15 protein-coding genes are annotated in these 24575 nt (G+C 54.4%); 13 read left to right on the top strand and 2 right to left on the bottom strand.

All coding sequences use genetic code 11. From position 1 onward, the window contains the following. The first annotated feature begins 184 nt into the window (after positions 1-184). Positions 185-772 (top strand): TetR/AcrR family transcriptional regulator, encoded by a 588-nt coding sequence (locus tag ACFSKT_RS24605; RefSeq protein ID WP_377721008.1) that lies wholly within the window; start codon positions 185-187, stop codon positions 770-772. A 232-nt stretch (positions 773-1004) separates the two neighbouring features. Further along, a complete protein-coding gene (locus ACFSKT_RS24600) occupies positions 1005-2090 on the top strand; it encodes an ABC transporter substrate-binding protein (protein WP_377721009.1) in 1086 nt (361 codons plus the stop codon). Positions 2091-2454: 364 nt separating this feature from the next. On the opposite strand, the gene ACFSKT_RS24595 is transcribed toward ACFSKT_RS24600, so the two are convergent. Beyond that, complete coding sequence (locus ACFSKT_RS24595; RefSeq protein WP_377721010.1) at positions 2455-3288, bottom strand: AraC family transcriptional regulator; 834 nt, start codon at positions 3286-3288, stop codon at positions 2455-2457. A gap of 216 nt (positions 3289-3504) precedes the next feature. Between ACFSKT_RS24595 and ACFSKT_RS24590 the strand changes: the two genes are divergently transcribed. The 7 genes from ACFSKT_RS24590 to ACFSKT_RS24560 all read left to right on the top strand — a co-directional run bounded on the left by ACFSKT_RS24590 (position 3505) and on the right by ACFSKT_RS24560 (position 14006). Then, complete coding sequence (locus tag ACFSKT_RS24590; protein ID WP_377721011.1) at positions 3505-5670, top strand: alpha-galactosidase; 2166 nt, start codon at positions 3505-3507, stop codon at positions 5668-5670. 129 nt (positions 5671-5799) lie between these two features. Beyond that, entirely contained in the window at positions 5800-7602 is a 1803-nt protein-coding gene (locus tag ACFSKT_RS24585) for a sensor histidine kinase (protein ID WP_377721012.1), read from the top strand. Further along, complete coding sequence (locus ACFSKT_RS24580; RefSeq protein ID WP_377721013.1) at positions 7577-9133, top strand: response regulator; 1557 nt, start codon at positions 7577-7579, stop codon at positions 9131-9133. Before ACFSKT_RS24585 ends, ACFSKT_RS24580 begins: the two co-directional genes overlap by 26 nt. An 87-nt stretch (positions 9134-9220) precedes the next feature. After that, the gene (locus ACFSKT_RS24575) at positions 9221-10177 is read left to right on the top strand and encodes an ABC transporter permease (protein ID WP_377721014.1); all 957 of its coding nucleotides are present in this window, start codon (positions 9221-9223) and stop codon (positions 10175-10177) included. A 14-nt stretch (positions 10178-10191) separates the two neighbouring features. Then, on the top strand, positions 10192-11130 hold the full coding sequence (locus tag ACFSKT_RS24570; RefSeq protein WP_377721015.1) for a carbohydrate ABC transporter permease: 939 nt from the start codon (positions 10192-10194) through the stop codon (positions 11128-11130). Between the two features lie 46 nt (positions 11131-11176). After that, positions 11177-12886: an ABC transporter substrate-binding protein gene (locus tag ACFSKT_RS24565; protein ID WP_377721132.1), complete on the top strand. Its 1710-nt coding sequence runs from the start codon at positions 11177-11179 to the stop codon at positions 12884-12886. 142 nt (positions 12887-13028) lie between these two features. Further along, the gene (locus ACFSKT_RS24560; RefSeq protein ID WP_377721016.1) at positions 13029-14006 is read left to right on the top strand and encodes a glycosyl hydrolase; all 978 of its coding nucleotides are present in this window, start codon (positions 13029-13031) and stop codon (positions 14004-14006) included. 65 nt (positions 14007-14071) lie between these two features. Here ACFSKT_RS24560 and ACFSKT_RS24555 read toward each other — a convergent pair whose 3' ends face one another. Further along, positions 14072-16897, bottom strand: coding sequence for a glycosyl hydrolase (locus tag ACFSKT_RS24555; RefSeq protein ID WP_377776364.1), 2826 nt, complete (start codon positions 16895-16897; stop codon positions 14072-14074). A 413-nt stretch (positions 16898-17310) separates the two neighbouring features. Between ACFSKT_RS24555 and ACFSKT_RS24550 the strand changes: the two genes are divergently transcribed. The 4 genes from ACFSKT_RS24550 (at position 17311) to ACFSKT_RS24535 (ending at position 24560) form a co-directional block, all read left to right on the top strand. Beyond that, entirely contained in the window at positions 17311-19464 is a 2154-nt protein-coding gene (locus ACFSKT_RS24550) for a glycosyl hydrolase family 28 protein (RefSeq protein ID WP_377721018.1), read from the top strand. A gap of 157 nt (positions 19465-19621) precedes the next feature. Next, on the top strand, positions 19622-21409 hold the full coding sequence (locus tag ACFSKT_RS24545) for a cache domain-containing sensor histidine kinase (RefSeq protein WP_377721019.1): 1788 nt from the start codon (positions 19622-19624) through the stop codon (positions 21407-21409). Further along, complete coding sequence (locus ACFSKT_RS24540) at positions 21396-23033, top strand: response regulator (protein ID WP_377721020.1); 1638 nt, start codon at positions 21396-21398, stop codon at positions 23031-23033. Before ACFSKT_RS24545 ends, ACFSKT_RS24540 begins: the two co-directional genes overlap by 14 nt. A gap of 108 nt (positions 23034-23141) precedes the next feature. After that, a complete protein-coding gene (locus ACFSKT_RS24535) occupies positions 23142-24560 on the top strand; it encodes an ABC transporter substrate-binding protein (protein ID WP_377721021.1) in 1419 nt (472 codons plus the stop codon). Positions 24561-24575: the final 15 nt, after the last annotated feature.

Genomic DNA, 24575 nt, shown 5'->3' with positions numbered 1-24575 from the left:
TTAGCACCGGATTCGCGCCACTGTCAATACCCGAGTAAAATAAGCGGAATAATATGATCGGTCATCGGCCGTTTCATCCAACAGCGAAAGGCAAATGTAAGTTTCGGTGGTTTAGAGACGGGTAGCTCTGCTAAACTGAGTAAGGATTAAAATACCCGTTAGATCATCTCAGGAGGTTTCTACAATGCCACGTAATCTATTGCGGGACACACAGATGCGAGAGAAGCGCCGCAGGGACATTCTTGATGCTGCTGCAAGTGTCTTTGCCCGCCGAGGGCTGTTGACCAAAATTGACGATATCGCAGTCGAAGCAGGACGCAGCCATGGGCATGTATACAGCTACTTCAAATCCAAGGAAGAGCTCCTGCTTGCCGTCATTAAGCGGGGACAGGATATATACGGAGAGCAATTACAGATGGCGCTTGAGCTTGAGGGGAAAGCGTCTGATAAATTTCGGTACATCGCCTCGAAGGTGTTGTCCCAAGAGTCGAACGCGGACAGCTATATGGTTTTGCTGCAGGCTATCTTCACCGACCTGTTGGACGATGAGGAGAAGCAGAAGATTCGTCAGCGGGGAAAGATGAATCGGCAGCTGCTCATAGAGCTGATAAAGGAAGGACAAGCAGATGGGTCTGTGCGCCAGGGAGATCCGATTCAACTAGCGACACTGTTTGCGACCCTGATCCAGAACCTCATGCTGCTAAAGATTCGCGAGTATGAGCCGGCAAATGAAACGACGATCGATTTGCTGATTCAGATGATCGGGCCGTAGCCGGTTACACTGCCGAAAACAAGGATTGACATTCTGCTTTTTCTGTTGATATGATTTAGCCACGACACAACTTGACTTGTAAGTCAATTTATGAGTCGAGATAGTGGCTATGAGACGAATCGACTGGACGACCAGAGATTTAGGCCTATGGAGCTTAGCGGCTGTGTCGGAAAGTTATTTTTTTACGGGGTAAATTCCTATTATTCATGTGCGAATTTAAGGAGATAGAACGATGAGGAAACCAAAGAGAAGCGTGCTGTTACTTACGGCCTTCTTGGTGCTGGCCATAGTGCTGGTCGTAGGATGCGGGAACTCAGGTAGTGCGGAGAAAACGGAAAGCTCCGCTGGAAGCGGATCCGCTTCGAACACAGCCGAAGAGAAGACGGGGCAGCCATCAACGGAGGAGAATACGCAGCAGGAAGCAAACGGCGAGAAAGCGGTCAAAGTAAGAATCGCTTTGAATGGAAGCTTGAACCCTCTTGTTATTGCTGAGCAGAAGGGCTGGTTGAAAGAGGGTTTCGATCAGCTTAATGCCGAAGTCGAATGGAGCAAATTCGCCAGCGGGCCTCCCATTCTAGAGGCATTGGTATCTGGCCGCGTGGACCTTACTTTTCTTGGTGATGGCGCAACGATTACGGGGCTATCGAACAAGCTGCCGATCCAAGTTGTCGGCCTGATTGGGGAGGGCAAGAATTTGAATGCGATCCTCGTATCGGCCGACAGCCCCATTACGAAGGTTCAAGACTTAAAAGGTAAAAAGGTTGGCTTAAGTAGGGGGTCGTCCTCACACGTCTATTTGATCAAAGTGCTGGAAGCTAATGGCCTAACGCAAAAGGATCTTACGATCATCAACTTGAACCCTGAAGATGCACAGGCAGCCTTTGAATCCGGACAATTGGATGCTTGGGTGACGGTCGATCCGAATATCACCTTGAACGTAGCGACTAAAAAAGCGAAGGCGCTGGAGGCCAACACCGAAGTGCAAGCGCCTCTGTCGATGATTGCGCACACCGAATTTGCACAGAAGCATCCGGAATTGGTCGTGGAATACTTGAAACAGTTCAAGCGTTCGCTGGAGTGGCAAACGGCCAACTTGGATGAAGCTGCGCAAATTTACTCTGAACAGACGAAGCTGCCGGCGGCGATCGTCAAGACCTTTCTGGAGCGCAGCTCCAGCCTGTTGTCCGCTTATACACAGGAAGCATTGGCTGCTCAAGAAACGACGGCCGGGATTTTACTTAAAAACGGATTCCTCAAGAAAGAAGTTGCGTTTAAGGATGGCGTCAACGACAGCTTCGTTCAGCAAGCTTTAGAATAACATTTCGAATAAAGAGGTCAACCGGCGATCAAGCTGGTTGGCCTTTCCCAATGGGCAGGTTTTATGATTTGTTTGTAAATCATCTCAGGCATAGTTACCCGAGTATTACTAAATCGCAGTCTTAAATGAGGAGGGAAATTAAAGAGTCAGACATGTTTGCGATCCAAATTATTGAGTGCCTAAAATCATCCGGAATGCCGATGTTACAAAAGAAATGGAGGAGTAAAACTTCCAGGAGGTATTAATATCTTGTACTATGCCATTGAAGAGCAAGAAATGATATTGAAAGGATTAAATCAGGCGACGCACTTCGAAAGAGCTAACATACATTGCGTTGATATATACGCCTGCGCTCCCGACTACTTTAAACCTTCAATTGCGCCTGAGATAGGGTTCGGTAGTGTCGGGGTGAGGAACCCTTCACTTTCTTGAACATTTTGGAGAAGAGCAAAGGGTCGGTGTAGCCAACCGAACGCGAGATATCTCCGATCGATAGCTCCAGATTTCCCATCATCTCGCAGGCTTTATTCACCCGATAACGGATCAAATAATCCTGAATGCTCCTATTCATCCGTTGATGAAATAAGGCGCACAAATAGCTGCGATTGAGTCCGATAACATGTGCAATATCCCCGACTGTAATTTTCTGCGCATAGTTATTTTCAATAAATAGCTGCACTTGTTCGACGTAAATTTCCGCGCGGCTTTCCGACGGGGTCGGAAGCTTATTCGAACTGAATTCCATCAGCATCGACAGCATCGCGTATAAGAGCCCGGTTAACCTTGTTTCTCTAGCATGCCGGTAGCTCTGCGACTGGCTCATCAATAGGATCGATTCGTAGATGGCATCATCTCTTTCATAGCAAAGAATGGGAGAGCTTAATGATAAGCCGGCTTTCCTGAGGAGCGATTCCGCGAGCGTTCCGTTAAAGCCAATCCAGCAATAGGTCCACGGATTTCCCTGATCGGCCTGATAATAAGTAATGACGCCAGGGCAAATGAGAAACCCTTGTCCCTTGCCCAGCACATACTTATGGCCCCCCACCTCGAAAATTCCTTCCCCTTCCAAAATATAATGGAGCAAATAATGAGTTCGTACAGCCGGCCCGAAAAAATGACCAGGTAAGCATTCTTCCATGCCGTATTGGGTGAGATACAATTCGGTATGCTGCTTGCTAGGGGATAAATACTCAATCACGAATAATCTCCTTATGTTAAATTTCAAGTATTATACCATATTTACTGAGTATCAAACCATGTACGATATTGTTCAAAATAGGCTAATATTTCACTAGAGATGAGCCAAAGTTCAGGTGAATGAACGAGTCTTAGGCCATGTCCTATCCTTGCAAGCATTACACATCGAACAGTGGCCCCTAACGGGGAAGCGAATGGTAAAGAGAGGTTGAAGACAATGGGTATTACGGTTCAAGAGCAAACGGGCTTGTTTCATTTCACCTCGTCCGGCATGAGTTATCTCATACAGATTGTGGACGGGTATCCTGTGCATGTCTATTGGGGAGGCAGACTGAAGCATCGCGATCGGATGGACAATCTGTTGATGCATGTCCCGGAGCGGGCGGGATTGGACCGGCTGCCGCAAGAATACCCGCAATATGGGAGCGGGGATTTTCGTAATCCGGCGTATCAAGCCGAGCTTGCGGATGGCACGCGCATTACGGAACTTAAGTACGAAGGGTATCGGATTACGCCAGGAAAGCCTAAGTTAATCGGTTTGCCGGCGGTGTATGCCGAGGAGGAGACCGAAGCGGATACGCTGGAGCTGGAGTTGAAGGACGCGTATTCCGGTCTGCAGGTTACCTTAGTCTATACGATCTACGCCGAGCGCAATGTCATCGTTCGATCGGTTCGTCTTCGCAATGACGGGGAGCAGCAGCTTCGGCTTCGCCGGGCGCTCAGCGCCAGCGTCGACTTCTCGGCCAAGCAAGACCTGGATATCCTTTATCTCTCCGGCGCATGGGCTCGGGAGGGCAATATGACCCGGAGATCGCTCCGGCAAGGCGAAACCCGGATCGATAGCAAGAGGGGGATGAGCAGCCATCAGTTGAACCCGTTCGCCGCGTTGGTCACGCCCGAAACGACGGAATCCCATGGCGAGGCATTCGGCTTCAGTCTGGTCTACAGCGGCGGCTTCGAAGCGGGGGCGGAAGTGGATGCGTTCGGGTCTACGCGCTTTAACATAGGGGTGAACTCGTTTGACTTCGCATGGCTGTTGAGCCCGGGGGAGGTCTTCCAGACGCCCGAAGTCGTGATGGTGTATTCCGGACAAGGGCTGGGAGACATGTCCCGGACCTACCATAAGTTGTACCGCACCCGGCTGTGCCGCGGACAATACCGGGACGCGGAACGGCCGATACTGGTCAACAACTGGGAGGCGACCTACTTCAACTTCAATGCGGATAAGCTGGTGGCCATCGCGGAAGAGGGGGCCAAGCTCGGCATCGAACTATTCGTGCTGGACGATGGTTGGTTCGGCAAGCGGGATGCCGATAATTCGTCGCTGGGCGATTGGTACGAAGATCGCCGGAAGCTCCCGGGCGGACTGGCGGACGTTGCGGAGCGCATCAATGGGGCGGGACTTCGATTCGGTCTTTGGTTCGAGCCGGAGATGATCTCGCCGGACAGCGAGCTGTACCGGAAGCATCCGGACTGGTGTCTCCACGTGCCGGGACGGAGACGAAGCGAAGCCAGATGGCAGCTCGTGCTGGATTATACGCGGCCCGAAGTCCGCGATTATATCTATGAATCGCTTTCCGCCATTTTCAAGCGCGTGCCGGTCGCTTACGTGAAGTGGGATATGAACCGCGGCTTGACGGAAATCGGTTCCGCGGCCCTGCCGCCGGAACGCCAGTCCGAAACGGCTCACCGCTATGTGCTCGGGTTGTATGAGCTGCTCGAGCGGATTACGGCTGCATTTCCGCATATTCTGTTCGAAAGCTGCGCAAGCGGCGGAGGGCGGTTCGACCCCGGGATGCTCTATTACATGCCGCAAACGTGGACTAGCGACAATACCGACGCGGTGGAGCGGTTAAAGATCCAATACGGCATCAGCCTCGTGTATCCGGCGAGCGCAATCGGCGCGCATGTGTCCGCTGTGCCGAATCACCAGGTTGGCCGCATCACGCCCTTGGAATTCCGGGGAGATGTCGCCATGTCCGGGAACTTCGGGTATGAACTGGATCTCACGGCATTTACCGATACCGAAAAAGAGATCGTCACGCGCCAAGTCGAAACGTACAAGGCGTTCCGCGGCCTCGTCCAGAAGGGCGACTTGTACCGCCTGAAGAGCCCGTTCGAGGGGGATGACTCGGCCTGGATGTTTGTCTCCGAAGACAAGCGAGAGGCGCTTGTCTATTATTTCCAAGTGACGGCCGTCCCGAATCCGCCGCGCCGCGCGCTGCGCCTGGACGGGCTGGATCCGGAACTCGAATACGAGGTGCGGCAGGGCAAGAGCGAGGAAGGGTCTGTTTATGGCGGCGACAGGCTAATGCAGCTCGGCTTGCCGCTCCATGGCCAGCAGAAAGACTATACGAGTCAATGGTTTAGGCTCCAAGCTTGAAGTCCGCATCATCCCTAACATCAGCAAAGATGCCCGAAAGCGCATGGAACCCATAGAAAGCAATGCCCCTTTTTGGTTGAGAAAAGGGGCATTTTACGTGCGGCAGGCGGACAGACTCGGGAGGTCACCATGAATGTAATCCGAATGATGAATGACATGAAAATGAAGAAGAAGCTGGCGATTACGTTTATTTCGGCAGCCGTTCTTCCCTTGCTGCTTAGCGGCCTGCTGCTGACCGGAAAGCTGAGGTCGATCGTCATCCAAGACGCTTCTGCGCAAGTCGGCGCCAATGTGGAGCGCGTGCGCAAGCGTACGGAAGAGCTGATCCAGGTTCCGCTGGACATTTCGTACCGGCTGACCACGGACAACGCGTTGAAGCGGGTGGCGGGCCAAAAGTACGAGAATAATCTCGAAGTGATTCAGGCGTACCGGGGGTATACGGACATTCGCGACTACCTCCAGACCTACAAAGAGCTATCCGGCATCCGCGTCTATACGGTGAACCCGGGAGCGCTCGACAACTGGGAATTCATCCAAGCGACGGATAGGATCTTGGCGCAGGACTGGTACCAAGAGGCCATCGAGCAGAAGGGGCTTGCAGGATGGAACTTAATCCAGGACGAACGGCTGGGCGTGGATGAGCTCAGTCTGATCCGCTCCTTTCCCTTGGATGTCCCAGGAAGAACGGGCGTCCTCGTAATCAGCGTAGACGAGCGGCAATTGCATGCGATTCTGGAGCAGGAATCGTTCCAAACCTTGATCGTGGACAATCGCAATCGGATTGTCGCCTCCAACGAAGCGGATGTATTCGGGAAGAACCTGTCCGATATTCATGCGAACGCAAACATCCTTTCCCGCGAGGAAGGGAGTTACGATGCGTCCATTAATGGCAAGGCGTCCAAGGTGGTGATTGCCCATCTGGAGCCGGAGAACAGCTGGAATGGTCTTCGCGTCATTTCCATCTTTTCCGTGTCCGAGATTACCCGGGATGCCAACAACGTGATCCGGCTTGGCGTGGTCGTCATCTCGGCCAGCTTGCTGTTCGCCGTGCTGCTGATCTATGCATCCGCGTCCTTGCTCTCCCGCCGTCTCTTCCGCTTGAGCCATCATATGTCTAAAGTCGGGACAGGCGCTTGGGAGACCTATCTCCATATCGACGGAAAAGATGAAATCGGCTTGCTCGCCAGACGGTTCAATGCGCTCGTCAAAAGCGTCACGCAGCTGATTGAAGAGGTCCAAGAAACGAACCGGCAGAAGAGCCTGGTCGAGCAGCGGCAGAACGAGATCAAGTTCAAGATGCTGGCGAGCCAAATTAACCCTCATTTTCTCTTCAATGCGCTGGAATCCATCCGCATGGAGTCCCACATTCGCAAGCAGGATGATATCGCGCAGGCCGTATGGCTGCTGAGCATGCTGCTGCGCAGCAGCTTGGAGGCGGGCAATGGGAACATTGCGCTGCGCAAAGAGCTCGAGTGGGTGCGCTGTTATCTAGAGATTCAGAAATTTCGGTATGAGGAACGTTTGGATTATCGATTGCAAGTAGAGCCCCAGCTGGAGGAGATGCCGATCCCGCCATTGATCATCCAGCCATTGGTCGAAAATGCGATAGTGCATGGCCTGGATAACCGGGCGGAAGGGGCGGTTATTGAGGTGGAGGCGAAGCGTGTTCCGAACGGAGTCCTGATCAAAGTAGCCGACAACGGCGCAGGGATGCCTGCCGACCGTCTCGCTCGCGTGCGGGAGGAGCTGGCCGCTGCCGTCGAGGATCAGGAAGGTCAGCGGATCGGCCTGCGCAATGTGAACGATCGGCTTGTTCTTCTCTACGGGGCGTCGAGCGCTTTGCGAATCGAGAGCGATCCTGGCAGCGGCACGAGCATCGCATTTTATATCCCGGAGGCGATTCGCGATGATCAAAGTCCTGATCGTGGATGATGAACCGAAACTTCGCCAAGGCTTGCAGACGCTGATTCCATGGCAAGACCTCGGCTTTATCGTGACGGCCACGGCGGCGAATGGCCAAGAAGCCTTGAACGTCGTGGAGGAACAAATCCCTGACGTCGTCATCGTCGATATCCGCATGCCCGTTATGGATGGCCTGCAGTTCATTCAGCGCTTGTCTGCTCTCGACGTTCCGATGCATGTGCATGTGATCATTCTCAGCGGCCACGCCGACTTTGACTATGCGCGGCGAGCGATCAAATACGGCGTGGCCGGATACCTGCTCAAACCGGTCGATATCCATGAGATGTCGGCTCTTCTCAAGCAGGTACGGGAGCGGATGGAGGGGGAACGCGCCAAGGGGGAACAACGCCGGTTCGGGAAGGCGAACCGGGATTTGCTTGTGCAGCATCTGCTTATCCCGCAGGAGGAAGCGCACCATCCAAGCAACGTAAGAAGCGCGCTCCAAGAAGCAGATTTGTTATGGGACAACTATGAAGTCGTGTTGGTCTCGCCGCAGGTGCCCGAAGCAGACCGCTCCGATGCGCTAATCCGGCTTTCGCAGGGGCTGAAGGCCAGGATGGAGCCCTCCAAGCAGGGGGTTGTGACCATTATTGCCTCTTATGTCGCGCTTCTTCTCCAAGCGCCGCTGCGGGGAAAAGACCGGCGCCTTGACCTATACCGCGAGCTGCAAGACGCAGCGGAGGAAGTCCGATTCGTCGCCGCGACCGGAGGGGCGGTATCCGTGCCCGAGGAGATCCGGCTCTCTTACGGCAAAGCGCAGGAGGCGGTAAAACGCGCGTTTTTCAGCAAGGAGGACGGGCTGCTTGGGCCGAGTTCGCCGTGTTACCCGGTACCGGTAACCTCCCTGTCATCCGGCGAGCCCAGCGAAGCGATGATGGAAGAGCTCATTTTCCGCCTTTACTACAGTCTGGATGTGGGCAACCATGCGATGATTCTCCCCCTATTGGAGGAAGCGGCAGCTTGTTTTATCGGGCAGGGGCACAACGAGAAGTCCGTGAAAGAATCGTTTTTCTTTCTCTCCAATACCGTCATCCATAAGCTTGGCAGCGGCCTCCGCATGGAACGAAAAGAGATGGAGTCGGTTTCTCGCTTCCTGAACGAGATTTACCAGTATGGTCGCTTGGATGAGCTCTTGGAGGGGATCCGCCGTTTTCTGGTGGAGCTTGCGACAGACGCGGAGCCTAGCGGCCATGAGCAGGAGTTTAAGAAAATGATCGATTTTATTAACCGGCATTATGCCGACAATCTGAAGCTCGAAACGCTAGCAAGGCTGCTTAACTACAGTACCGCTTATTTGGGCCAGCTTTTTAAAAACAGGACGGGAGAGTACTTCAATACTTACGTGGACAAAGTCCGTATCGAGAAAGCCAAGGAATTATTGGCTGGCGGCATGAAGGTATACGAAGCGGCGGAGCGCGTCGGCTATACGAGCGTGAACTATTTCCACAGTAAATTCAAACGTTATGAAGGTCGTTCGCCTTCGGACTATAAAAATCCATAATTGTTGGATGATTTTATTCGAAATCCGTGAGATGGGTTCTGTCCTCTCTTTCCTTTAAGATGAATTCGAAGAGAGGGGGGGAGAAAAATGAAAGCGATAACTTTAGATCGGGAAGCGGCATATAGGCAAACGAATAAGAAGACGTGGAAGGTTATTAAAAACCAAAAATATCTGTTCTTTATGTCCATCCCGTTCGTGCTCTGGGTCTTCGTATTCCAGTACTTGCCGCTGTGGGGATGGACGATGGCCTTTCAAAAGTATAGACCCGGCGTCGGCTTTTTCGAACAGAAGTGGGTGGGACTGGAGCATTTTCGCGCGTTGTTTCAGGATGACCATTTCTACCTCGTGCTGCGGAACACGCTGGCAATGAGCTTAATGGGCCTTGTCGCGGGTTTCGTCGTGCCGATCGTCTTCGCGCTGCTGCTCAATGAGGTTCGTATCCAGGCGATGAAACGATTCGTTCAGACCGTATCTTATCTGCCGCACTTCGTCTCGTGGGTGGTTGCCGCGGGCATTGTCACCAAAATGCTCTCGACGGACGGCGGCGTCGTGAATGATATACTATTGGGCTTGCACCTCATCGACCGCCCGATTCAGTTTATGGCGGAAGGGCATTTGTTCTGGGGAATCGTCACCGGCGCGGATGTATGGAAGGAGACCGGTTGGAGCGCCATTATATACCTGGCCGCCATGGCCGGTATCGGTCCTGAGTTGTACGAAGCCGCACGAGTCGACGGCGCGAGCCGATGGAGGCAAATGTGGCACATCACGCTGCCGGGAATCCGACCGACGATTATCGTGCTCCTGATTATGTCGATCGGCCATCTGCTCGGGACAGGCTTCGAGAAACAGTTTCTGCTCGGCAACCATCTGGTCATCGATTACTCCGAGGTGCTTGATTTGTATGCGCTTAATTATGGCCTTGGGATGGGGCGCTACTCGTTCGGGACGGCGATCAATATTTTTAATTCCGTCATCAGCCTCCTCTTGCTGTTTGCGGCCAACGGGATTTTCAAGCGCTTTACTAACGAGAGCATTATGTAAGGAGGAAAGGCGGTATGGAGGTTGTCCGAAATCCGGCGCCGGTCAGTCGCGTGAAGCGAAAGCCGATGGCGAAGTCGCCGCAAGACCGATTGTTGGAAATCATCGTTTACGTCTCCTTAATCATGGTGACGATCCTCACGATCTACCCTTTTTTGAACGTGCTGGCCATCTCCTTCAACGATTCGGTGGATACCGTTAGAGGCGGAATCACGATATGGCCAAGGCAATTCACGTTAAACAATTACGAAGTCATCTTCACTTATAGCGGATTGATCACCGGCTTCAAAATATCCGTTCTTCGTACCGTCGTGGGGACGGTTGCGGGATTAATTAGCGGCTCCATGCTGGCGTATACCCTTTCGCGACAGGACTTTGCGGCCAGAAAATTTATTTCCGCGTTTCTTGCCATCACCATGTATGTGTCCGGCGGCTTGATTCCGGGGTTTATTCTCATGCGGGATCTGCATTTGATCGGTACATTTGCGGTTTATATTCTGCCGGGGCTTGTAAGCGCGTTCAATGTGTTTGTCATCCGTTCCTTTATTGACGGTCTGCCCTATGCGCTTCAAGAGTCGGCCAAGCTGGATGGCGCCAACGATTTTACGATTTTCTGGCGGGTCATTCTTCCGCTATGCAAGCCGGCGTTGGCGACCGTGGCGCTCTTCCTGGCGGTCGGGCAATGGAACTCTTGGTTCGATACGTATCTGTTCAACGGCTCCAACGAATCGCTCACGACGCTCCAATATGAGCTGATGAAAATTTTGCAGAGCACGACGACAAGCGCGACCAATTCCCAGGACGCCGCGAATATGGCCCAGCGCATGACGCAGGTTTCGCCGGAGTCCGTCAAGATGGCGATTACGATTACGGTGACGGTGCCGATTCTGATCGTATATCCCTTCTTGCAAAAGTATTTTGTGAAAGGCACGACGCTTGGCGCCGTAAAGAGTTAAGGCACCATCCATACAAAATGACATTACACGTTGGAGGTTTGGCATGATGAAACGGAGCAAAAAAAGGGTGGTCACCTCTTCGATTGTTGCACTGAGCTTGGCGACGACGCTTGCGGGGTGCAGCGGGGGCAACAATTCGCCTGTGGTGGAAGGAACCCAGACGGAGGCAAGCGCGCCAGCCGGGACGAATGTGGAGCCCCTTACGCTGACTTATTTTTCCGAAGACTCGAGCACGAACTGGAATAACATGCAGGATGAGGTCGGCAAGATCATTACGGCCAAAACCGGCGTGACGCTGGATGCCGAGTTTGCCGTCGGCGACCCGGTTCAGAAGATATCGCTCATTGCCGCTACGGGCAAATATCCGGATTTGATCGCAGCCAAGGCGGATGTCGGCAAACTCGTCGATGCCGGCGCCGTCCTCGATCTGACGGATTTGATCGACAAGCATGCGCCGAGCATCAAGAAGATGCTGGGCGACAAGCTCGTACGGACGAAGTACAGCCTGGACGATCCATCGATCTATGCGATTCCGACCTGGTCCGCCGTGGAGGAGAAAAAGATTAAGGCCGATGGCGGCTTCGAGCTCCAGCATCGTGTCGTCAGGGAAGCGGGCTATCCGGAGATTCGCACCGTGAAGGACTTCGAAAAGGTGATTCAGGATTACATCACGAAGCATCCGACGGACGAGAACGGCAATAAAAATATCGGCTTCTCCCTGAATGCGGACGATTGGCATATGTACCAGGTCACCAACGCAGGCTTCCAGACGACAGGCGGGCCGGATGACGGCGAATACTACATCGATCAACAAACGCATCAAGCGACGTACCATTTCCGCCGTCCGGAGGAAAAAGAATATTTCCGTTGGTTGAACCACATGAACGATATTGGGCTGCTCGATCCGGAAAGCTTCATCCAGAAGACCGACCAGTTCAAAGCGAAAGTGGCTTCCGGCCGCGTCCTCGGTCTCGCCGATCCGGAATGGGACTATGGCGACGCGCAGAACGCGCTGAAGGCCGAGGGCAAATTCGATCAGACCTACGGTCATTACCCGGTCACCCTGAGCAAGGAATACAAGGATACGAGCTTCTGGCCGGCCGGGTTTGACGGCGGCTACGGCATCTCGATCTCCAGCAAATGCAAGGATCCGGTACGGGCGATCCAGTTTCTCGATTTCCTCGCATCGGAAGAAGGACAAATCCTGAACAACTGGGGCATCGAAGGCAAGCATTACACGGTCGAGAACGGCAAACGAACCCTTATTCCGGCGGTACAGGAGCGGATGAACCAAGACGGCGCGTCGTTCCAGAAGGAATCCGGCACCGGCCTTTACTGGAACTTGATGGTCCATTACGGCGACGGCATCCAAGATTCCACCGGCAACTATTTTACGCGCAATTATCCGGAGCAGCTGACAGCCACTTACAGCGAGCCGGAGAAGGAAGCCCTCAAAGCCTATAACGCCGAGCATTGGAAAGATCTCTTCCCGCAGGAAGAAGAATTCCAACCGAGAGCGTATGGAGCAGCCTACACGATGTCGCTTCCAAGCGATGATCCGGCTGTCATCCTGGGCGTCAAGATGAAGGATATTACCTGGAAGCGCATTCCGGAAGCGGTCATGTCCAAGCCGGAAGAGTTCGACAGCGTGTGGGAGGCCTATATGGCCGAATTGGAGAAGGCCGGCGTGAAAGAAATGGAAGCCGCTTATACGGAACATATCCAAAACCGGATCAAGCTGTGGTCCGGCAAGTAAGTCGATTGGGTTGACAGGGGGCTGTTCTTATCTCCATTCGGAGAGGGAACAGCCATTCTTCATGCCGCGAGATCAACGCTTCCGCAGCAAGACGCTGCGATTCGATCATGTATATACGAAATCCCTTGATAAGGAGAGAACCATGGAAAACCAGAAATTAGCGAACATGGCCCCTTGCAATCCGAAGGCTTCAGAGGAAGTAAAAGCCGTTCTCCGGTACTTAAACGACATCGCCGGAAAAGGTATTATTACCGGCCAGCATACCCAAACCAACGTGCAAAAAGAACTGCGATACATTGAACAGGTGACGGGGAAGCTTCCCGCGCTTTGCGGTTTCGAGCTGCTAAGTTATTCGCCTGCTATTAATTATGAAGACAGCAGCGAAGCGTGCTTGCAAGAGATCGAGGAGAACCGCAATACGCTGGACCGGGCTTGGGAATGGGCGGAACGTAAAGGCTTAATCACGTTCACGTGGCATTGGTTCTCCCCCTTTGGAAGCCGGGATAAGGGGTTCTATACGGAGAATACGACATTCGACGCCTCCAAAGCGATTACGGAAGGGACGGCGGAGTATAAGGCGCTCCTATCCGATATGGATCATATGGCCAATCTGCTGAAACCATTCTGCGAGAGGAGAATTCCGATTCTGTGGAGACCGTTCCATGAAGCCGAAGGGGAGTGGTTCTGGTGGGGCGCCAAGGGTACTGAGGCTGCCAAGCGGTTGTACCGTATCATGTTTGAACGCTATACGCATGTGCACGGGTTGAATAATCTGATTTGGGTATGGAATTCTCCCTTGCCCGAGGGGTATGTGGGCGATGACGTCGCGGACGTCATATCTAGGGACCTGTATCCGCCCAAGCATACCCACACCGACTTGTGGCCCGAGTACGAGGAGCTGATCTCCATCACCTCCCAACCGAAGCTGGCGGCATTAGGAGAGATCGGGGTGCTGCCTGGTATAGAAGCACTATCGTTATCTAGAATTCCGTGGGTGTGGTACATGACCTGGTCGAATGAATTCGGGTCGACGTCGGAATGGACCTCCGAGGAAGAGCTGTTCCGGGCGTACCAGCATGACTATGCGATTACGCTCGATAAGCTGCCCGTACTATATTGAAGTAAAAGTCAGCCGCGTCCCGAAGCAACGGGACGCGGCTGACTTTCTTTCAAGCGCGGATGACGTTAGGATTTGGATCCATGCGGGACGGTCACCAGGACGGAAGCCGTCGTCTGGTTGCCCGCGTGATCGAAAGCTTTATAGGTAATGGTGTAGACTCTTCCGTTTCCTTTGCCCGAGCGCTCGGCCCGAAGCTTGATCTGCGCATCCGCCGTCCCGATTTTGGCGTCTTGGATATCCTGGTCTTTATCGCCGTCGCCTGAACCGTTGTCCGGTTCGCTGCTCGTCACCGACGCCAGTTGTACCCCAGCAACCCCGGAATCGGCATCATGGGCCGTCCATTGGAGGTTAATGGGGACCAGCGCGTGATTAGGCGTCTGCAGTACGGTACGGTCAGCTGTGACGGAGAAGGAAGGGGGCGTCTTATCGATGTTGGTTACAGTCGCCGTTACGGATCCCGTATGTCCGTCCGCATCGATATAGGTGAAGGTGAAGCTGCCATTTTGCTTGAATACGTATCGATTCGAGCCGCCATTGTTCGTAATGGTCACCGGCTTGTTCGCGGTGAGCTGGGCGATCACATCTTGATTCGTTGGATTGGCGCTGCTGTAAGAGACGACGGCTTTCGGTAGAATGGGGCCCAGATACTGCAGCTCGGCGAAATCGACGTCGATCCACCCCCAGCTTTTGCCGATACGCAGCGTCGGATTGCCGGCTTGCAGTTCATATTCGCCTACAACCCCGTCCGTCCAAGCGTCGCTGTTTTTAAACACGTAATCCGCCAGCGTTTCATCGTTCAGCAGGACGGGATTGGTTTTGTCGCCTTGAGCTTTGTACCGGATCGACAGGGTATACCGACCGCTGACAGGCACGTTCACGGTCATCGCCAACGTATTGCCGTCCTCATCGAAGCCGGTCACATACCCGTCGCCCGAGTATCCGCTGCCTGCGGTGGATACGGTTAGACCTGTCATCGTGCCTTTCTCGGCTTCGTACCGGAAGGAGGTGTACAGATCATCAGGCAGTTCGTCCCGCGTAATCACGTAATCGCTGCTGTATACCTTCTGAATATGCTCCATGGTATTGTACTTGCCGTCACGGATGAAATCGCCGGTCCATGTGCTAAAGAAGAGCCAATGGGCCGCATAGGTCTGAAGCTGCTCGGGATCGGGGATCGGGCCATTCTCGGGCAAGGCGACCAGCTTCTTGTCTTGCACCAGATTGACCAGACTGTCATATTTGGCAATGCTCGGTCCGTAATTGCCTGCCGGGTTGTAGATGTCGACGCTCACCATATCCACGACATCGTCGCCCGGATACCAATCCGGACTTTCGGAGTTCCATACCCAGATCAGATTGTTCAGGCGATGCGTATTAGTAAGCCGATCGTACATCAGTCGATAGAGCTGCTTTGCGGGCTCGGGACCTTTGGCGCCCCACCAGAACCATCCGCCTTCCGCTTCGTGCAAAGGTCTCCAAAGCACCGGAACGCGAGCATCTTGAAGGCGTTTCAGTTGATCGGCGATCGCATCGATGTCCCGCAAGAGCAGCCGATAATCCTCCGAATCCGGATGACTGAGCGCGTATTGAACGTCAAACGAGGTAGAGTCCGTATAAAATCCGCGCCACCATTCCTTGCCTGCCGTGTCGTAAAGTCCCGCAGGCGCATTCCAGTGCCAGACGAGCGCGACAATTCCGCCTTCTTTCGCCCATTGAATCGCCTTGTCCACTTCGGTTGAGGCGGCGCCATGCTCTACTCGGGAAGGGGAGTAGTCGATCAGATCGGTAGAGAAGATGGCGGGGTACTTCCCGGTTTGATCTTTAATCCACTGCGCATCTTCGAGCGTTTGTTGGCCGGAGAGGATGTTCCTTCCATAATGATCGACGAAGTAACGCATGAGCGCCTTGGTTTCGACGGTTGCATTGGCGTTCACCAGCTTGTTCTCGACTTGATGCTGGTTACTTGCCGAAGCTGGCGATAGTTTAACGTAGTCGATGTTGTACCAGCCCCAGCCGGAATCGAACCGAATCGTGTTCGTCCCCTTATTCATCATGACTTTCCCGCCGGTGGCCTCCGCGTAACTCGAGGTGGACGGCAGCGACACCTCGCTCGCTTGGCCGTTGACCGTTAATTGGGTCTTTTTGTCGCCGTAAGGAGCGCTGTAGCCGATCGTAAGCTCGACAAGACCGCGCTCGGCCGCGTTATAGGACAAGGTTAGCGAACCGCTGCTTTTAAATGCGGCATAACCGCTTCCGGAAAAGCCTTCGACAGCGCTTCCCAGGCTGACCTCGCCGGACATGAGACCGTCTTCTGCTTCGATCGTGCTGCTTGCGAACGGCAGGCCGGCGGGCTCGATTCGCACGTATTCGATCCCGTAATAGCCCCATCCCCGGGTGAACGTCACCTCGTTCGTACCGGCATTCAACGCGATTTTGCTTACCATCTTCTCGTGCACCACGGTCGAGGCCGGAGGGGCATCCAGCGTAATGCCGCCGACATCGGTCCCATTGACTCGGATGCCGGCTTCTTTGGCGCCATAACCTTCCGGAATATAATAGCCGAGGCTCAGCGCGTACAGACCCGCAGCTGCCGCTTCGACTTTAAACGTAGCCGTACCATCAGGCTGACTCGAAGCCGGGTCAAAGTCGTAAAAGAACGATACATAGCCTTCGCCATCATAAAGGGAATCCCCGTCTTGAGGGGCGGCTAGTTTCTCTACGCCGTAGCCCTGGAGGATCGCATCCTCGTAGCGTACGATCGTCGAAGAGGAGTGAGCAGCGGGCAAATCAGAGGCGGCAGATAAAGTCGTTCGACCACCCGACAACAATAACGACGAGACCAAAATCGAACTGAACAGGATTGAAAAGCATCTTCTCCACAGAGCTGGCACAAAAACACCCCTTCGTTTAAATGGCTGCCAACTTACGTAATCGGCGGTCCTACATACGGCAAAATAAAACGCTTACAATATTAGTCGAGATAAATGACGGTAAACAAAACTTTCGATGTCACGGCGCTATTTTTTGAATGCGCTTACCGAATTGTCGGCGGTGCTGCGATCTCCCTCCCTTCTACTGAAATTCATCTTAAGCCAAGGCTACGGGAAGATACATACAACGGATTTCGAGAGAAATCATCCACAAATTATGGATTTCAGGGCGGACGAAGATCGTGATTTCACCGCCTCTTACAATCGCATTACCGCACTAAGAAGAAGATGGTGGCAACGTATAATGAGTTTAGCGCCCATTGATGGCGCTTACATGAGTGAAAGGCAAACTTCATCCTTAAAGGAGGCAGGTTATGTTGGAGTGCCATGCAAGGCGGAAATGGAGCATATCCCTACTGATCGTCGTGGTGGCGTTCGGGTTCAGCGCGTTCTTCCCCGTAACCGAACGCGCGGCAGAGGCGGCGCCGGCGACGATGATTATCCCCAATCCAATCCCGGACGGGGTGCACCGGGTAACGTCCAAATACACCGTGACGGCCAATGGCGTGAATCTTCCGGTCATCGACGGACAGTACCAGACCACCGTGACCGAGAACGGCGTGACGAGAACGGTGAAGCCGGGTTATTTGGGCTATGACTACACGACTTTCACGGCCTCGCAGGGTGAAGTCGAGCTCGTGATTACGTCGCCGTCAGCCATTAACTCGATTGCCATAAGTCCGCTGAAGCTGGGAATCACGCCGTCGAAGGTGAACGCGAACACGTATAAATTTACGACGACCGGCCAGCAATATTTGATCGTCAATGTCAACGGCAGCAAGCTGGTCATAGCTAGAGATGATATGCAGGAGTACGTGCCTACGCTCGGCGCCCCTGGCGTATTTCATGTCGCAAGCTACATCGGCAATGCGGATGCCGCGGATCAAAGCCAGGTTGCCGCAATCACGGCTGCCTTCCAGCAGGCGGCCAATGATGCGAGCGCATACGGCACATCGATCGGAGGCGGCACGAAAGGAATCGTCTATGTGCCGGCTGGCTTATATTACCTCGGCAATCTCAAGCTGCGCAGCAACACGGCGCTTTACTTAGCTCCCGGCTCGGTCATTCGCTTCGCCGATGATTACTCGCTCTATCATGTCGACTTCTATAAAGCCTCTCTGAACCGCAATGGCACCTGGTGGATCTATACGGAGCACAATTCGACGAACATCAAGATTTTCGGACGGGGCACGATCGACGGCAACGGCCATTATTTTCAAAAGGATAAGCCGGCCGGCGATCCCGGATTCGCCACGACGGCCATTATGGCCTTGGGCACGAGCAATTTCACGCTGGAAGGCCTTGTGATCAAGGACATCCCGTTCTGGGGCACGATCATCGCCAGGTCGAATGACGTCTACGTCAGCAATATGAAGTTTTTCAATTCCCTCGACGGGAACGAGAACGACTGCATCGACGTGAACGAGTCGCAGAACGTCTCCGTATGGGATTCGATCGGCATTTCGCTCGACGATAACTTCTCGACCAAGACATGGGAAGGCAAAGGCATGATGGAGAATTGGTATGGCGCATCGGAGCCGCTCTCGAACGTCACGTTCAACAATGTGTTCGGATGGACGTACTGCGCGACCTTCAAGCTGGGGCATGGCGCGCATCAGACGCAATCCGGCGTGACGTTCAAGAACAGCGTCACCTACTACGCAGGGCGGGCGATCGGCATCGAGCATCGTTATGGCACGGCGCTGTTCACCGGCATTACCTTCGATAATATCGACATTGAGGATGCGGGCGAGGAAGGCTGGTTCAAAGCCGTCATCGAGGACGGCGGCCTTGGCGTAGGTCCGATCACGAACGTGACGGTCCGGAATATTAATATCCACCATCGCGGTTCGGCTTCTTCGCTCAAGGGCTATAGCGATGCGGCGAAGATCAGCGGCATGACGTTCGAGAACATCCGCGTCGCCGGCAATCCTGAATATGTGACGAGTCTTGGCGAACTGAACATAACGAACAAGGGCTTCTACGAGAACGTGACCTTCCTGCCGGATCGAAGCGGCGCATCGATCTATCGGATTCAGGCGGAGAACAACAATGGGCTGTTCGGCGTCGACTGGAACGGGGGGAAGTCGATCAAGCACGTCGCTTCCAATGATACGGATGCAGTCGGCTATCAGATTGGCCAGATTGCGCACAACAACTATGCGGTCTACAAAGGCGTCGATTTCGGGGCAAACACATCGAAGGTGCGCATTCGTTATGACGCCCCGCGGGCGGTCCGGATCGAGCTGTACAAGGGGAATGCAAGCGGAGCGGGAATGGGCAGCATGATCGGCAGCATCAACCTTCCGGGCAACGGGAACCAATGGCTCCAATGGAATGCCTATGATATTCCGGTGACCGGCGCATCCGGCATTCAAGATTTGTACATCGTGTTCAAGGTGTCAGGCTCTACGGCTACGAATCAGCTGCTCGGCAGCTTGAACTGGTTCGAACTGACGCGCAGCTGATGGCGTGGTTCCGTCTCCCGCGCGAATGAAGCGCACAACCTTTCAACCGGCCCGTTATGCGTCACGCTTGCGCATGACGGGCTCTGCCGTTTACGCCCGGATTAGCGGCATGACATAATAGACGTGATCGACATCATTTTGTTGGGAAGTGAACGCTGTGCTCAAAGTGCTCACCTTGAATACGCTACCTTTTCGGCGGAAGCTGACCTTCTCCTTCCTTGCTATCACGATCATGGCGGTGCTCGTAACGGGGGGCTTATCTTATACCTTATCCGCCGATATTCTGGAGCGGAAGTCCAAAACCTTGACCCAGGATGCCGTGAACAAGACGGCTCAGATCGTGGATGAGAAATTGAACAAGCTGATGGTGGTCATGATGACGTTCATGATCAGCGAGCCCTTCAAGGAGATGCTTCGCAGCGTCTCAGCCGGGGAGTATGACGATTATTACCGCCATCTGAGCAACATGGACAATGTGTTCTCCCAGGCTCGGATCGCGGAGCCGCTCATTCATTCGATCTACGTGTCTACGCCGAGGGGGGACTTCTATCCGATGTCCGTCAACCGCAATCATACGGTGACGTTCAAGGATACGCCCATGTACGATCGCATCTTGAAGGCCGGGCACAACATCTGGGTGGAAGGGCATGAGGATGAGCTGTTCACCGGCAGGCAGCGCGTAATCTCGCTCGTGCTCGAGCCGATTACGGATACGACGCTATATTCGGTGAACGATGTGTATGTCGTCGTCAATATCCGCGAGAGCGGGCTGCGCCGGCTGATCGGTCCCGATGCGGTCGACGGCGTGACGCGATTATTGGTGAGCGGCGAAGGACGGCCGGTCACGCAAGAGACGAGCCCGCTTATCCGGCAAGCCGTAACAAGCGGGATGCTGCGTCCTATCGTTCAGACGGCAGGCGATCGCGGTCAGGTGACGGAGAAGCTGCATGGGGAGCCTTATTTTGTGAATCACGCTTCCCTATCGCTTAACGATTGGCATATCGTATCGCTTCAATCGAAGGACCATGTGCTTCAGGATTTGATCTATATCAAATGGATGATCTTCATCATTGCCGCAGGCAGTCTTGCGGCAGCCGCGCTAGTATCCAGCGGCTTGATTCGTTATCTGCTCATTCCGCTTGGGCGGCTGCAGACGGTGATGAAGCGGGTGGAGAGCAACGATCTTAGCGCTCGCTTCGAGGTCAAAGGCGGGGATGAGCTGGCTCAGATCGGGATGCGGTTCAACCGCATGCTGGAGCAGATCGTCAGCCTCATCGACGAGGTAAAAGAGGCGGAGACGACGAAGCGGGCGACGGAAATCAAGGCGCTGTCTGCGCAGATGGACCCTCATTTTCTATATAACACGCTCAATACGATCTATTGGAAATTAAAGCTGAACAAGGCCGAGGAATCTCAGCATATGGTGGTCTCGCTCTCGAGACTGTTCCAGCTGGGACTCAACAAAGGGCAGGAATTCACAACGCTAACCAATGAGATCCTGCATGTCAAACAATATCTCGACCTGCAGAAGTACTGCTACGAGGCATTATTCCATTACGAAATATACGTATCTGATCCCGGCTTGGAGGAGCTGTCCGTGCCCCGAATCCTCCTGCAGCCGCTCGTGGAGAACAGCATTCTGCACGGCTTTCGGGATCGGGAGAGCGGCGGATTCATCCGTATTGCCATCGAACAAGACGAAGCGGCGAGGCGATGCCGGATTACGGTCAGCGACAACGGCGCGGGCGTCGACGAAGCAGCTGCCCGCGCGATGCTGCGGCAGACGACGGAGAAGGGCTATGCGATCGGCAATCTGATCAGCCGTCTGCAGCTCTATTATGGAGAAGGCGCAAGCCGAATCGAGATCGACAGCAGGCTGGGAGAAGGCATGACGGTCCGAATCGAAATCCCGCTGGAAGGAGCTTACGCGAATGGACGATCATAAGGAGCACGTGCGTTTATGTGTCATCGACGATATTCGAAGCGTCGTGGAGGGGTTGTCCGCCTTAGATTGGGAGGCAGAGGGGGTACAGCTCGCCGGGACAGCTTACAATGGCGAGGACGGTCTGGCGCTGATTCAAGCGACGAAGCCGGACCTCATCCTTACAGATATTCGCATGCCGAAGATGGATGGCTTAACGATGCTGCAGAAGGTGCTGGAGCTCAATCAAGCCTGCAAAGTCATCCTCATCAGCAGCTACACCGATTTCGATTATGCCAGACAAGCGGTCCAGCTGGGCGCCTTCGATTTTGTCGTCAAGCCGTTCACGGAGGAGGATATCCTCGCCGTCGTGCGTAAAGCGAGAGCCGCTGTACTGCAGGAGCGAACCCGCCTCATGAACGAGCAGGAGATGGAGCGCAAGCTGAAGGAGAGCATGCCGCTGCTGCGGCAGGAATATATGGAGCTCCTGCTGAGCTTCCCGACCGCCTGGCAGCAAGCGGCGCAGCGCTGGGCATTCCTGGGGATGAGCCTTAAGCCCGAGCAGATGGCGGTCCTGCTCCTGGAGATCGACGACTTCCAGGAGCAGGCGGAGACCATGACCGTCCATCAGGTCGAGCTGACGAGCTTCGCGATCCAGAACGTCGTGGAGGAGACGCTGCGCGAGTACACGAGCTGCCTGGTCTACCGGTCGACGGAGCACCGCTTCGTCGCGGTCGTGAATGCCGCTGACGCCGGGCAGATCGTCCGGCTGGCGGAGCAATGCTGCGAGCATGTGAGCAAGTATGCGAAGCTGACGCTGACCATCGGGGCAGGAGGCTTGGCAGAGACGCTCAGCGGCTTGCCGGAATCCCGCCGCCAGGCCGAGTGGGCGCTGGCCCATCGGCTGTACACCACGGGCAACAGCGTGATCGGGTATGATGACGTGGCCGACAGCGGCCACTCGCCGGTCATCCCGTTCGCCTTCAAGGACGAGCTTCTGCTTGCGATCCGGTCAGGCAACGGCGGGCGGGCGGTCTCGCTGCTTGACGACATGTCCGTGACCTTGGAGGGGCTGACCAGGAAGCCGAGTCCGGATTATTGGCTTAGCCTCTATGAAGAGCTCGCCGCTTCGGTCATTCGCACCTTGTTCGAGCTTGGGCTCTATCATGAGCTCAAATCGAGCGCCGACCGGTTGAAGGGGTTGCAGCGTTCGAGCAGCATCACCCTGGCCGCCTTGAAGCAGCATCTGACCCAGCTGTGCATGGAGGGGGCGGAGCTGGTGCGGCGCGGTACTGTCTCCGAAGGACAAGCGATTATCTACAAGTCGCTGAAGTATGTGAACGAGCATCTGGACCGCGAGGTGACCGTGACGGAATGCGCGGCGCACGTTCATTTGAGCGCGAGCTATTATTCCAGCCTGTTCAAGAAGGTGATGGGCGTGACGCTGACGCAATATATCGCGAGCGAACGCATCCGAAGGGCGAAGACGATGCTGATCGATGGCGTTCCCGTGCAGGAGATCGCCTTGATGTTCGGCTACGAGGAGCGGCGATACTTCAGCGATATGTTCAAGCGGGCAACGGGCATGACGCCGTCCGAATTTAGAGAGAGCTATATGAGCGGCAGCGGCAGCGCGCCGCAAGCCTGAATGATTTTACCTCACCCGGAGAGTGGCTGCACCACCCTCCTTTTTTGTTTCTACGGGATTAAGATTAATGTGTAAGGAACGAAATCGCACAATAAAGGGGAGCGGCATATGTGGAAGAAGACGTCAGGGGTTATGGTGTCAGCGGCTTTGATCCTTGCTTTAGCGGCATGCGGCAATAACGGCGGGAACAATGCGGCAGACGGCAGCGCTAATCAGGGGGGCAATACGGACAGCGGGAACGCGGCGGCGCCGCAAGGAGAGAGCACGGACACACCCGCGCAGAAGACGACGATCACGTATTGGACCGATGACCGTCACGATCAGGAATATCTCAAGGAGCTGATCTCGTCCTTCAATACGAGTAATCCGGACCATATCGAGGTCGAGCTGACCGTGCTGTCCGAGAACTACAACCAGAGCGTGGACATCGCCTTCTCGGGCAATCAGGCGCCGGACCTGCTGCGGATCAAGAGCGCCAATACGGGGACCTTCGTGAAGAAAGGATATCTCGAGCCGATCGATGCTTACCTCACGCCGGAGCTGACGGCCAAATTCGAAAGCCTGTTCCTCGACGAGGTGAACCGCTTCGGCGGCAAGCTGTACTCCTTGCCGAATACCGGCAATACGCTGCGTCTGGTGTACAACAAGGATTTGTTCGACAAAGCCGGCATCACGTCGCCTCCAGCCTCGATGCAAGAGCTGGTGGAGGATGCCAAAAAAATTACGGAGATGGGCAAGAAGGAAGGCATCTACGGCTTCGCCTTGAATCTGAAAAATCCGAAAAGCGCGTTCGACCGTTCCATCCGCGAAATCCTGTCGCTGAGCGGCCATCAGGGGCTTGGTTATGATATCAAGACCGGCAAGTTCGACTTCGCTCCTTATGCCCAAGTCATTACGCACTTCAAGCAAATGTGGGATGACGGCAGCATGCTGCCTGGCTCGGAGGCGCTCGATATCGATCCGCTGCGCGCCCAATTCGCGGCCGGCAAGATCGGGATGTACATGTCGTTCTCCACAGAGCCAGGGGTGTACAAGGATCAGTTCCCGACGGCGATCAACTGGGCAGGGGCGCTTGCGCCGACGCTCGATGGTCAGATTAAAGGCACCTCGGAAATTGTGTCCGCCGGCACCTGGATTGGCATGAGCGCCAATTCGAAGAACAAAGAGGCGGCGTGGAAATTCATGGAGTACCTGTACCAGGATCAGGTCATGACCACCTACCATGAGAAAGGCTTCGGCATCGCGATCGTCCCCTCGATCTCCGAGAAGGCCAAGCAACCTGACATCAAGGGCATGGAGGGCTTCCTTGTAGGCGAACACGACTCGATGTGGCCGGTCTCCCCGAATGTAACGCCGGAAGGAGCCAACTATGGCGACGCCTTCTTCAAATACATGGTCAGCGGCGGCGATCTGAACGCCATTGTCCAGGATTTGAACACGCGGTATAACGATGCGCTCGCCAAAGCCATAGAGAAAGGGGAAGCCGCGGCCGTGCAGGATCCAAGCTTCGATCCGAGCAAGCTGTAGCTGTTCGTTCCCCTC

The organism is Paenibacillus xanthanilyticus (assembly GCF_042682185.1).
In the GTDB taxonomy this organism is placed as follows: Bacteria; Bacillota; Bacilli; order Paenibacillales; family Paenibacillaceae; genus Paenibacillus_Z; species Paenibacillus_Z xanthanilyticus.
The sequence above is the reverse complement of the archived record's forward strand: the minus strand, read 5'-3'. Positions and strand labels throughout refer to the sequence as shown.

Coding starts and splice junctions, on each gene's coding strand:
- ACFSKT_RS24605 (WP_377721008.1), top strand. CDS start 185: ATGCCACGTAATCTATTGCGGGACACACAGATGCGAGAGAAGCGCCGC.
- ACFSKT_RS24600 (WP_377721009.1), top strand. CDS start 1,005: ATGAGGAAACCAAAGAGAAGCGTGCTGTTACTTACGGCCTTCTTGGTG.
- ACFSKT_RS24590 (WP_377721011.1), top strand. CDS start 3,505: ATGGGTATTACGGTTCAAGAGCAAACGGGCTTGTTTCATTTCACCTCG.
- ACFSKT_RS24585 (WP_377721012.1), top strand. CDS start 5,800: ATGAATGTAATCCGAATGATGAATGACATGAAAATGAAGAAGAAGCTG.
- ACFSKT_RS24580 (WP_377721013.1), top strand. CDS start 7,577: ATGATCAAAGTCCTGATCGTGGATGATGAACCGAAACTTCGCCAAGGC.
- ACFSKT_RS24575 (WP_377721014.1), top strand. CDS start 9,221: ATGAAAGCGATAACTTTAGATCGGGAAGCGGCATATAGGCAAACGAAT.
- ACFSKT_RS24570 (WP_377721015.1), top strand. CDS start 10,192: ATGGAGGTTGTCCGAAATCCGGCGCCGGTCAGTCGCGTGAAGCGAAAG.
- ACFSKT_RS24565 (WP_377721132.1), top strand. CDS start 11,177: ATGAAACGGAGCAAAAAAAGGGTGGTCACCTCTTCGATTGTTGCACTG.
- ACFSKT_RS24560 (WP_377721016.1), top strand. CDS start 13,029: ATGGAAAACCAGAAATTAGCGAACATGGCCCCTTGCAATCCGAAGGCT.
- ACFSKT_RS24550 (WP_377721018.1), top strand. CDS start 17,311: ATGTTGGAGTGCCATGCAAGGCGGAAATGGAGCATATCCCTACTGATC.
- ACFSKT_RS24540 (WP_377721020.1), top strand. CDS start 21,396: ATGGACGATCATAAGGAGCACGTGCGTTTATGTGTCATCGACGATATT.
- ACFSKT_RS24535 (WP_377721021.1), top strand. CDS start 23,142: ATGTGGAAGAAGACGTCAGGGGTTATGGTGTCAGCGGCTTTGATCCTT.